The following is a 10714-nucleotide window of genomic DNA, read 5'->3' as shown; positions in this document are numbered from 1 at the left end:
GGCGATCCTTGCGAACGTAGAAAAGGGGAGGGGCAGATCAGTCGGCGAAGTGGTCGCCGAGCTCTCGGTAGTGCTCGACGGTCGGCGGCTTGGCGAAGAACGGACCGACGAGGGCACGCCAACGCTGAAAGCGCTCCGACTCGCGGAAGCCCACCGTGTGGGCCTCGACCGAGTGCCAGCCGACCAGCAGCAGATAGGCCTCGGGCCGCTCCTCGCAGCGCAGCAGCTCCGTCCAGCGGAAGCCGGCCGCCTCGGCGAGGACTTTGCGGGCCTCCCCGAAGGCCGCCTCGAATTCCGCCTCACGGCCGGCTGTGACCGCCAGCTCGGCGTGCTCGACGATCACACGTACGCCTTTCATTCGAAGTTCGGGTCGCCTCCGGAGTATGCCGTGTAGACGTGGCACTGCCGGGGCATGGCCGGTGTCGCGTGCCTTCGCGGCTCACCTGCTGCCGGTCCGTTGGAGCTCCGACCCTGCTCGGGCGGTGGATGCACCGTCAACGGATCGAGGCATCGGCAAGGGGGACGTCATCCATCCCGTACGACGATGGGCCGTCGATCACCGGCTTTCCGGCGGCTTGCAGTGCAGTGATGCCAGGCATCGCGGATCGGTATTTCCGCCGGGTCCCTGGGCTGCCTAGCGTCAGTGGCATCCGACTTCCTCTGAGGAGAGAGAGCCCGTGCCAGACCGACTCCCCAGCCATGCAGGCCCCTTCGCGCTCGGTACTTTCGCGAACGGAGACTCCGGCTCGTTCCCCGGGCTGGTCACAGGCCGACGCGTGTGCAACCTGTCCGATCTCGTGCCGTCCGTGCGCGCGCTAGTGGAGGACTGGGACGACTGGTTGGCCCGACTCGTCGAGCTCGCGGTGTCCGCCGACGGCACCTGGTACGAGCTGGCCGCGCTGCGCGTCCTGACCCCGATCGAGCCCGGTCAGATCCTGCAGAGCGGCGCCAACTACCGCAAGCACGTGGTCGACCTGGTCGCCGCCGAGAAGGAGAGCGTGCACGGCGCCACCCCCGAAGAGGCCCGCGCCGACGCCGAGTTGATGATGGACGAGCGCGCCCGCAACGGAGTGCCGTACATCTTCCTCGGCTCCCCGCGCGCCATCAGCGGCCCCTACGACGACATCGTGCTCCCCGCGCTCGGCGAACAGCACGACTGGGAACTCGAACTCGCCCTCGTCATCGGCAAGTCGGGCAAGAACATCCCGGCCGAGCAGGCCATGGAGCACGTCGCCGGATACACGATCTGCAACGACCTCACCACCCGCGACCGCCTCTACCGGCCCGACCTGAAGGCCATCGGTACCGACTGGTTCACCGCCAAGAACGCCGACACCTTCCTGCCGACCGGGCCCTTCCTGGTACCGGCCGCGTTCGTCGGCGACCCCGGGGATCTGCGGATCACCCTGCGCCACAACGGAGTTGTCCGCCAGGACGAGTCCACGAAGGACATGATCTTCGACATCCCGCGGCTCATCGCGTACGTCTCCACGACCACCACCCTGCGCCCCGGCGACCTGCTGCTCACCGGCTCGCCGGCCGGCAACGGCGCGCACTGGGGCGTCTTCCTGCAGCCCGGCGACGTCGTCGAGTCGGAGATCACCGGCCTGGGTCACCAGCGCAACACTGTCAGGAGCCACGCATGAGCTTCCAGCCCATCACCCATCTGCGCCATGTCGACCTGGCCGTACCGGACTTCGCCCGCCAGCGCGCCTTCTACGGCACCACCTGGGGCCTCACCGAGGTCGCAGGCGACAGCGGTGTCGCCTTCTTCGCCGCCGAGGGCAGCCCCGAGCAGTACATCGTCCGGATCCGCGAGGACGAGCGGAAGCGGATGGACCTGGTCGCCTTCGGCGCCGTCTCACCGGCCGCGGTGGACGAGCTGCATGTACGGCTCGGCCGGGCCGGGATCCAACTCCTCGGGGAACCAGGTGTGTTGGACACCCCGGGCGGGGGTTACGGCTTCCGGTTCTTCGACCCGGACGGGCGGGTCGTCGAGGTCTCCGCGGACGTCGCCACCCGCACCCACCGGAAGATCGAGGAGCGCGAGGCGATCCCGGTCCGGCTCTCGCACTGCGTGGTCAACTCCCAGAACCCGGAAGGGCTGCGGGACTTCTACGTCCACCACCTCGGCTTCCGGCTCACCGACACCCTGTACTCGACGCACATGGGCGACCTCATGTACTTCCTGCGGTGCAGCCCGCTCCACCACTCCTTCGCGATCGCCCGCGGACCCCATGTGTCCCTGCACCACGCCTCGTTCGAGATGCGCGGGGTCGAGGAGTACATGCGCGGCACCGGGCGGGCACTGCGCGCCGGCACCCGGCTCACCTGGGGGCCCGGCCGGCATCTCGCGGGCGACAACACCTTCTCCTACTTCCACGACCCGCACGGCAACACCGTCGAGTACACCACCGAACTCGCCGTCCTCGAAGAGGACCTGTGGCATCCCGGCCGCCATGACGTCGACGACCCGATCACCCAGGACCAGTGGGGCACCGCCGACCCGATGAGCGAGTCGGTCGCCAAGGAGCAGTTCAACGACCCCGACGTGCTCTTCGAAGCACCCCCGGTCTGAGCAGAACACCCAACCCGCATGAGAGAGGCCGCAGTTGTGGCAACGATCCTGAAGAGCGCCGTACCCAAGGCGGAGGTCGCCGCCTCCCTCGACCAGGTGCGCGAGACCGTGACCGGCGTCATCGCGGACATCCGCGAGCGGGGAGACGCCGCCGTGCGCGAGTACTCCGAGAAGTTCGACAACTGGAGCCCCGACTCCTTCCGGCTCTCCGCCGAGGAGGTCGAGCGGATCGTCGCGTCGGTGCCGCAGCAGGTCATCGACGACATCCGTTTCGTCCAGGAGCAGGTACGGAACTTCGCCCGCCGTCAGCTGGACTCGATGGGCGAGTTCGAGGTGGAGACCCTGCCGGGGGTGCGCCTGGGGCAGAAGCACATCCCCGTGCAGGCGGCGGGCGCCTACATCCCGGGTGGCCGTTACCCGCTCACCGCCTCCGCCCACATGACCATCGTCACCGCCAAGGTCGCCGGCGTACCGCGGGTCGTCGCCTGCACGCCGCCCATCCACGGCGAGATCCCGGCCGCCACCGTCGCCGCCGCACATCTCGCCGGCGCCGACGAGATCTGGCTGCTCGGCGGAGTGCAGGCGGTGGCCGCCATGTCCGTCGGGACTGACTCCATGCAGCCGGTGAACCTCATTGCCGGACCCGGCAACGCCTACGTCGCCGAGGCCAAGCGGCAGCTCTTCGGCGAGATCGGCATCGACCTGTTCGCCGGGCCGACCGAGATCCTCGTCCTCGCCGACGCGGACGCCGATCCCTTCACCTGCGCCGTGGACCTGCTCTCGCAGGCCGAGCACGGTCCGGACTCCCCGGCCGTCCTCATCACCACCTCCCGCGAGGTCGCCGAGAAGACGATCGCCGAGGTCGAACGCCTGCTGCCCGGCATGCCCACCCGCGACTTCGCCGAGCCCGCCTGGCGCGACCACGGTCAGGTGCATGTCGTCGACAGCCTCGACGAGCTGTACGCGCTCGCCGACGAGTTCGCCTTCGAGCACGTCGAGGTCCTGACCGCCGAACCCCGCCTCGCTCTGGAGCGGATGACCCAGTACGGCGCCCTGTTCCTCGGCGAGGGCACGTGTGTGTCGTTCGGCGACAAGGTCATCGGCACGAACCATGTGCTGCCCACACGTGGTGCCGCGCGCTACACCGGCGGCCTGTGGGTGGGGAAGTACCTCAAGACCGTGACCTACCAGGAGGTCACCGACACCGACTCCCAGGCGCTGCTCGGCCGGCTGTGCGGACGGGCGGCCCGCGTCGAGCTGTTCGAGGGCCACGCACGCTCCGGCGACGTACGGGCCGCGAGGGCCGCGGGCGACGAACTGCCCTGGAACACCGCGTGACCCTGGACGGTCGTACGGCACTGATCACCGGCGGCGGGGGACCGCTCGGGCGTGCCGTCGCGCTGGCCCTCGCGGACGCCGGGGCCCGGGTGATCCTGGTCGGCCGCAACGAGACGGCGCTCGCGGACGCTGCGGCACGTGTGGTCAAGGACGGCGGACAAGCCCGTACGGCCTCCTGCGACGTCTCCGACCCTTCGGCCGTCGACGCGCTCGCCGCCGAACTCGCCGACGAGGACGTGTCGTTGCTGGTCAACAACGCCGGAGTCGCCGGTCCCGTAAGGCCGTTGGTCGACATCGAGCCGGACGAGTGGGACGACGTGTTCGCCGCCAACGTCCGGGGCGTCTATCTGATGTGCCGGGCCTTCCTGCCGCCGATGCTCGCGGCCGGACGCGGTGACGTCGTCAACGTGGCCTCGGTCAGCGGCAAGCGCCCGCTGCTCAACCGCACCCCGTACACCGCCTCCAAGATGGCGCTGCTGGGCCTGACCCGGACCCTCGCCGGGGAGGTCGGGCCGCACGGGATTGCGGTCAACTCCCTTTCCCCGGGCCCGGTTCGGGGCCCGCGCATGGACCGCAACTTCAAGCTCACGGCCGAACTGACCGGCTGCACCGTGGCCGAGGCGGAACGTGACTTCGCCTCCCGGGCCGCCCTGGGCCGGCTCGTCGAGGAACACGAGGTCGCGCAGGCGCTGGTGGCGATGCTTGCGATGCCGGGCCTGTGCGGGGCCGACATCGACCTGTCGGCCGGGATGATCGCCCCGGCCTGACGAGTGGAGGCCGGACGGGTTACGTGGAGGCCGTGTGCGGGGCACTGTGGCGCGTCCGAAAGGCGGCCTCCCGTGCGCGCAGTGCTGGCCAGGGCTTGCAGCAGGGTCTGGGCCTGGTTCGGGTCGAGGTCGTTCAGTACCTCGTTGAGTTTGCGGGCCCACGTGTCCTCGCTGCGCTGGGCGTTCTCGATGGCTGGGGGCGTCGGCAGGACGCGGGGCCCGCCGGTCCACCGGGTCGCTCTCGCGGCTGATCGTGTCCTGCTCGGCGAGCCGCGGCACCGTACCGACATAGCCGGGCTCCATGTGCATCTCGGTCGCGAGGCGGCCGGGGGCTCACCCCGGCTCACGGACGACGCGCATCATGTCCGCCTCGGACGCCGGGAGCGGATCGACTCCGCGCCACGGGCACCCGCGCGCAGCGCGGTGCGAGCGGTCTCTCGCCGGGCCGGGGGCGAATTTTCCGGAGGCGGACATGGCGGCTCGTGAGTCCATACAAGTTCCTTTATGTATCCATAAGCACATCGCTCGTGCGCCCAGCCAGACCGGCGTACGTGTGCCCCATGCCGTATGGGCCCTGTGCCCATGGGTCCGCCCCGCCGAACCGCCACGCGCCTGACCGCCGCTGGAGAACCCCGTGTCCCAAACCCCTGCCACCCCTACCAGGACCGGCGTGTCTGGACCGCTTCTGGGGGTCCTCGCGCTGCTGTCCGCCGTGGCTCCATTCGCCACGGACATGTACCTGCCGTCCTTCACCGACCTCGCCGCCGATCTGCACACCGGCGCCTCCAGTGTGCAGTTGACGCTGACTACCTTCCTGGTCGGCCTCGCGGTAGGCCAGCTCGTGATCGGCCCGCTGTCCGACCGTTACGGGCGCCGCGGCCCGCTCCTCGTCGCCACCGCCGCGGTCACCGTGGCTGGCGCCCTGTGCGCCGTAGCCCCGAACATCTGGCTGCTCGTCGTGATGCGCTTCGTCCAGGGCTTCGCGGGCTCGGCGGGCATCGTCATCGGCCGCGCCGTCACCGCGGACCGTACCTCGGGACCGGCCGCGGCAAAGGTCTTCTCGCTGCTCGCCAGCATCGGCGGCGTCGCACCCGTCGTCGCCCCGCTGGCGGGCGCGACGGTGGCCGGTACGGCGGGATGGCGCGGTGTGTTCTGGGTGTTGTCGGGAATATCCCTGCTGATGCTGCTCGGCTCGCTCTTCGTGGTCCCCGAGTCGCTGCCGAAAGAATGGCGGCACGCCGGTGGCCTCGCCGAGACGGGCCGCGTCATGCGGCGGCTCTTCGCCGACCGCGGCTACGTCGGCCACACCTTCGCCTTCGCGTTCGGCTTCGCAGGTCTGATGGGCTACATCTCGGCCTCGCCCTTCGTCATCGAGAACGTCCTCGGCCTGTCCACCAGCGCATACACATTGGACTTCGCGGTCAACGCCTGCGGTATGGCCCTCTCCGGGCTGGTCAACGCCCGCGTCGTGGGCCGCTTCAGCACGGACGCGCTGCTGCGGGCCGGGCAGACCGCCGTGCTGTTCCTCTCCGCCCTTCTGCTGGCGCTGCTGGCGGCCGAACTGCCCGCCGTGGCGGTCCTGCCAGCCCTGTTCGGGCTAACCTGCTCGCTCACGTTCGTCCTGGGCAACGCCTCGGCGCTGGCCGTCGGACGTGCCCCGTACGCGGCCGGGACGGCGGCCGCCGTGATGGGCGCCCTCCAGTTCGGGCTCGGCGCGCTGGTCTCGCCGCTGGTCGGCCTCGGAGGTGAGCACACGGGTCTGCCGATGGCCGGCACGCTGGTGACGGCCGCGCTGCTGGGAATCGGGGCGCGCCTTCTGACGGGCGGCGCCGCCCCGGTCGCGGCGCCGGACTTGGAAGCCGCCCTGGCCGAGCACACCACGGCGTGCGGCTGACCCTCAACACTCGCTCCGTACTCCCGTCCGGCGGTCAGGCCGTCGGCATCCAGTGGTCGGCAGTGATCACGCCGGCAATGATGGCGCCGGGTCCGGTCAACACCGCTGGTAACTGGCGTGGTGACGACAGTGCACACCTGGCAGGCGGTCGGAGGAGGGGGAAGGACGATGGCGGGTAAGGTACGTGACTTGCCGTGCTGGCGAGGTCCGGTCTCAGTGAACGTGTTCGTCATCGGCTCTGGCAATACCCCATTGCTGGAGGAGGCTTTTCACCTCGCTGGGATGGTCCCTGACGCCTTCCTGCCGTTCCCTCTGCTGAAGTATCCGGAAGCCATCGACCGGCTCGGTGTGATGTCGTACGACATCGACTTCGACGACGTCTCGCTCGATCTGCGCGAATACACGCGAGCAGTACTTCGGCGTGTCTGCGCAGACAGGCGGGCGGTGGTCTGGGCAGCATTCGAGGGGACGTTCCACTACGACGAACTCCTCACTGACCAGATGGCCCACCAGGTCTACGGCTACTGCGCGGCCAGGACCGAACCGGTGGTCGAGTGGGGCACTGCGGCCCTGCGAGGCGGAGAATGGCGCCGCCGAATTGCCGACGCCCGAGCGGCTTTGGACGCCTTGCTGTCCACTTCGGAGACACGAGGCAGAAAAAGCCGCACCGACTGAGTGTCCAACTGCGTGACAACGCCGACTGACACCGGCGAACGAGCGCGGACGTCTGCGTTGACCATTAGCGCAGAAGAGCCACACCACCCCAAGGCGCTGCCCTCACCTCAGTTGCTTCGGACGAAGAGGCCATGTAGAGGCTGCCGCGCTCGATCAGTGAGCCATCAGGGTGTAGAAGCGCGGCGAAGCCGTAGCTTCCATGGCTCTGCGTGTCTCGGCAGGCGCCGGGCGGATTTGCATGGCGTTCGGGAGGGCACCGCCGCCCCGGGATGTGGAGGGCGCCCATTCCGGTCGCATCCCGCATGCGCAGAACGTGGAAAAACCGACGGAGGCCGTCGCTCTTGCATGGGTGGTGGCTATCCGTTGATTCGCGCATGCGAATCCAGGAGTAGCCGCGCCGCGCCCTCGTCGGTGATCACGGAGTTGGCTAGTCCGCCACGCAGCACACTGTGGATGGCCCGCGCCTTGGACGCGCCGCCGGCCACGGCGATGACCTCCGGGATCCGGCGCAGTTGCTCGGCGTCGATGCCGATCGTCAGCTGGCCGACGCTCCCTTCCGTGGGCGTGCCGTCCTCGGCGAGCAGGATCGAGCAGACCTCCGCCGCGATGTCCGTGGTGGACAGGGAGGCGAGCATCGCGGGTGGCATTGCCCCGTAGAACTGCGAGCCCTCCGGGTCCCAACTGCCGATCGCCACCGCTGCCTTGGTGATGGACGGGAACCGTGAGGTGGCGGCGGCGATGCCCGGCTGCTGGTATAGCGCCCTGGCCGTACCGGCGTCGGACACCACGAGCGGCGCGTAGATCGGATAGGCGGGGCCGCGGGAGACGGCGGCCAACTGCCTTACGAGATCAACGGTGTTGGCGCCGACCGCCCCGGTGACACCGGTCATCTGCACGATGCTGCACGGTGCCAGGCTGCTGAGCGCTCCCGCCATGGTGTCGAGTGTGCGCCCCCAGCTCACCCCGAGGATATCGTCCTCGGTGACGATCTCGGTGAGCAACTCGGCGGCGGCGGTGCCCAGTTCCCGGCGCAGTGTCAGCACGTCCGGAGCCGTCACCTTGACCACCAGTGCGTGCTGGAGCCCGAACGCGACACGCAACTGCTCGGACAGCTCGCTGTCCACTGCGGTGGGTACGCCGATCTCGATGCGTACGATGCCCTGCTCCCGGCACTGGTCGAGGATGCGCGCGACCTTGTAGCGGGAGATGCCGAGCTCGTCGGCGATCTCCTTCTTGGCCTTGTCCTCCAGGTAGTACCGGCGCGCGACCGTCGTGGCGCGCTGGAGTTCGGCTGGACCCATGGAATTCCCCTCCGTGAACACTCCGGCGAGGCCCGGTCACTCCGACCTCCGCCCATATGGGCAGTCTACTTGACGTCTGGGCGGGCCGGGAGTCTGATACTCACACCCCACGCCATACGGCCGTAACGCGGCATTTACGGCGTGAACATGTACGAGCCGTCATCAGCAGCGGGAGAGGGCCGATGGAGTTCCCCGACCGAGTGTTCGCGCCGCGCAGCCCGATCGCTCAACGTCACCCTTGGGGTGGATTGTCATGAATGAGACCGTCAAGACGGCCACCCGCGCTCCCGTGGTGGAGGCGAGGGGTGTCCGCAAGTCCTTCGGCCATGTCCAGGCCCTGCGCGCCGCCGACTTCGAGGCGCGAGCTGGTGAGGTCACCGCGCTCATCGGCGACAACGGCGCCGGAAAGAGTTCGCTGGTCAAAGTGCTGTCCGGCGTCTACACCGCGGACGAGGGGGAGCTCCTGATCGACGGGAAGACTGTCAGCCCGGGATCACCGCAGGATGTCCGGGCCTACGGCATCGAGACCGTCTACCAGGACCTGGCGCTGGCCGGCGACCTGACCCCGTACGAGAACGTTTTCATGGGCCGCGAACTGCGCCGCTCCGGCGCCCTCGGCAGGTTCGGCGTCGTGGACCGGGGCCGGATGCGTGAGCGTACGGCGGAGGTCTTCGACGATCTGAACGTGCGGATCAAGGACCACAAGGGACGTGTCGCGGCCCTGTCCGGCGGCCAGCAGCAAAGTGTCGCCATCGCCCGCGCGGCGATGTGGGCCTCTCACCTGGTGATGATGGACGAGCCGACCGCCGCGCTGGGCGTCGCCCAGACCAAGAGCGTGCTCGAACTGATCCGCAGGGTCGCCGATAGCGGCATCGGCGTCATCCTCATCAGCCACAACATGACGGACGTACTGGAAGTCGCCGACTCCATCCAGGTCCTGCGCCTCGGCGCCCGCGTCGCGACGTTCCGCCGCGGTGAGGCCACGATCGCCGACCTCGTCAGGGAAATGACGAGCGGCACGTCCACCGAGGTGACCTCATGACCCTGCTCCGCAACGACCAGTCAGTGGGCGACACGATCGCCAAGAGCACCGGGACAGCTGGCGCCGGCGCCCCGCGCCTCCTGCGAGCCGTGCTGGGACGGCCCAGCATGGGCATGCTCGTGATCCTGCTGCTCATCCTTGTTCTCTTCTCAGCGCTGCGGCCCGACACCTTCCTCGGTACGTACAACTTCCGCTCCATCGCCCTGTCGGCCGCCGTGATCGGTGTCGCCGCCGTCGGCCAGACATTCGTGCTGACGACGGGCGGAATCGACCTCTCCATCGGGTCGGTCCTGGTCTTCGGCACCGTGGTGTCCGCGAAGGTGATGGACTCCATGGGCGGCATGAACGCGGGATGGGGCGCCGTCGGCGTCGGCGTGGTGGTGTGCGTCGTCGCCAGCGCCTTCTGGGGCCTGGTCAACGGGATCGTCATCACCTACCTGCGGGTACCCGCGCTGATCGCGACGCTGGGCACCCTCGGCATGGCCATCGGAGCGGCCCAGATCATCAGCAACGGCCTCGACATCCGTTCGGTGCCCTCGGTGATGACCAACAAGATCGGCTACCAGAACATCGCGGGCATCCCGGTGCTCGTCCTCATCGCCCTGGCGGTCGCGGCGGTCGCGGGACTGGTGCTCTGGCAGACCGTCTACGGGATCCGCACCAAGGCCATCGGTTCCAACCCGGAGGGCGCGCTCAGGTCGGGCGTTCCGGTACGCCGCCACCTGATCTCCATCTATGCCGTGAGCGGTGCGCTGGCCGGAGTCGCGGGGGCGATGAGCCTCGCCCAGTTCTCCACGACCACCATCGCGGGCCACACCGGTGACAACCTCACCACGATCGCGGGCGCCGTCCTCGGCGGTACCAGCCTCTTCGGCGGAGTGGCCACGATCTTCGGCACCATGATCGGAATCCTCGTCCCGGTGACCCTGCAGAGCGGGTTCGTCATCCTCGGCGTCGAACCGTTCTGGCAGACCTTCGCCGTCGGCGCCGTACTGGTCGCCGCCGTCTTCATCGACCAGGTCCGCAGGGGGACACAGAACCGCAGGTGACCGGCGTCCTCCCGGGCAGCCTCCTGCCGGCCTTCCGCACCCCGCTCGCCGTACAACCGCTCCCCTCCCC

The 10714-nt window shown here is 69.1% G+C and carries 10 protein-coding genes; 8 read left to right on the top strand and 2 right to left on the bottom strand.

All coding sequences use genetic code 11. The features are described 5' to 3' along the window. Nucleotides 1–37: 37 nt before the first annotated feature. A complete protein-coding gene (locus AC31A1_RS12230) occupies nt 38–343 on the bottom strand; it encodes an antibiotic biosynthesis monooxygenase family protein (RefSeq protein WP_489653299.1) in 306 nt (101 codons plus the stop codon). Nucleotides 344–677: 334 nt separating this feature from the next. Here AC31A1_RS12230 and AC31A1_RS12225 point away from each other — a divergent pair, with 334 nt between their 5' ends. The 6 genes from AC31A1_RS12225 to AC31A1_RS12200 all read left to right on the top strand — a co-directional run bounded on the left by AC31A1_RS12225 (nt 678) and on the right by AC31A1_RS12200 (nt 7252). Beyond that, a complete protein-coding gene (locus AC31A1_RS12225; RefSeq protein WP_489653298.1) occupies nt 678–1646 on the top strand; it encodes a fumarylacetoacetate hydrolase family protein in 969 nt (322 codons plus the stop codon). Beyond that, nucleotides 1643–2578, top strand: a complete 936-nt coding sequence (locus tag AC31A1_RS12220) for a VOC family protein (RefSeq protein ID WP_489653297.1) — start codon at nt 1643–1645, stop codon at nt 2576–2578. Before AC31A1_RS12225 ends, AC31A1_RS12220 begins: the two co-directional genes overlap by 4 nt. An 18-nt stretch (nt 2579–2596) precedes the next feature. Continuing rightward, nucleotides 2597–3916 carry a histidinol dehydrogenase gene (hisD, locus tag AC31A1_RS12215; RefSeq protein WP_489653296.1) on the top strand — a complete coding sequence of 440 codons (1320 nt, stop codon included), beginning with the start codon at nt 2597–2599 and terminating at the stop codon, nt 3914–3916. Beyond that, on the top strand, nt 3913–4683 hold the full coding sequence (locus tag AC31A1_RS12210; protein ID WP_489653295.1) for an SDR family NAD(P)-dependent oxidoreductase: 771 nt from the start codon (nt 3913–3915) through the stop codon (nt 4681–4683). The genes hisD and AC31A1_RS12210 overlap by 4 nt, the downstream gene beginning before the upstream one ends. Nucleotides 4684–5353: 670 nt before the next feature. Continuing rightward, the gene (locus AC31A1_RS12205; protein WP_489653294.1) at nt 5354–6577 is read left to right on the top strand and encodes a multidrug effflux MFS transporter; all 1224 of its coding nucleotides are present in this window, start codon (nt 5354–5356) and stop codon (nt 6575–6577) included. Nucleotides 6578–6793: 216 nt separating this feature from the next. Next, on the top strand, nt 6794–7252 hold the full coding sequence (locus AC31A1_RS12200; RefSeq protein WP_489653293.1) for a hypothetical protein: 459 nt from the start codon (nt 6794–6796) through the stop codon (nt 7250–7252). Nucleotides 7253–7608: 356 nt separating this feature from the next. Here AC31A1_RS12200 and AC31A1_RS12195 read toward each other — a convergent pair whose 3' ends face one another. Further along, a complete protein-coding gene (locus AC31A1_RS12195) occupies nt 7609–8553 on the bottom strand; it encodes a sugar-binding transcriptional regulator (protein WP_489653292.1) in 945 nt (314 codons plus the stop codon). 253 nt (nt 8554–8806) lie between these two features. Between AC31A1_RS12195 and AC31A1_RS12190 the strand changes: the two genes are divergently transcribed. Continuing rightward, nucleotides 8807–9595 carry an ATP-binding cassette domain-containing protein gene (locus tag AC31A1_RS12190; protein ID WP_489653291.1) on the top strand — a complete coding sequence of 263 codons (789 nt, stop codon included), beginning with the start codon at nt 8807–8809 and terminating at the stop codon, nt 9593–9595. Then, complete coding sequence (locus tag AC31A1_RS12185) at nt 9592–10644, top strand: ABC transporter permease (protein ID WP_489653290.1); 1053 nt, start codon at nt 9592–9594, stop codon at nt 10642–10644. Before AC31A1_RS12190 ends, AC31A1_RS12185 begins: the two co-directional genes overlap by 4 nt. The last annotated feature ends 70 nt before the right edge of the window (nt 10645–10714 follow it).

Source organism: Streptomyces sp. P5F9, from assembly GCF_057961495.1.
This window is presented reverse-complemented; position numbering and strand designations above follow the sequence as displayed.

What these genes read in the sequence shown, in the direction of transcription:
- hisD (WP_489653296.1), top strand. Translation starts at nt 2,597, where the DNA reads ATGAGAGAGGCCGCAGTTGTGGCAACGATCCTGAAGAGCGCCGTACCC.
- AC31A1_RS12220 (WP_489653297.1), top strand. Translation starts at nt 1,643, where the DNA reads ATGAGCTTCCAGCCCATCACCCATCTGCGCCATGTCGACCTGGCCGTA.
- AC31A1_RS12190 (WP_489653291.1), top strand. Translation starts at nt 8,807, where the DNA reads ATGAATGAGACCGTCAAGACGGCCACCCGCGCTCCCGTGGTGGAGGCG.
- AC31A1_RS12185 (WP_489653290.1), top strand. Translation starts at nt 9,592, where the DNA reads ATGACCCTGCTCCGCAACGACCAGTCAGTGGGCGACACGATCGCCAAG.
- AC31A1_RS12195 (WP_489653292.1), bottom strand. Translation starts at nt 8,553, where the DNA reads ATGGGTCCAGCCGAACTCCAGCGCGCCACGACGGTCGCGCGCCGGTAC.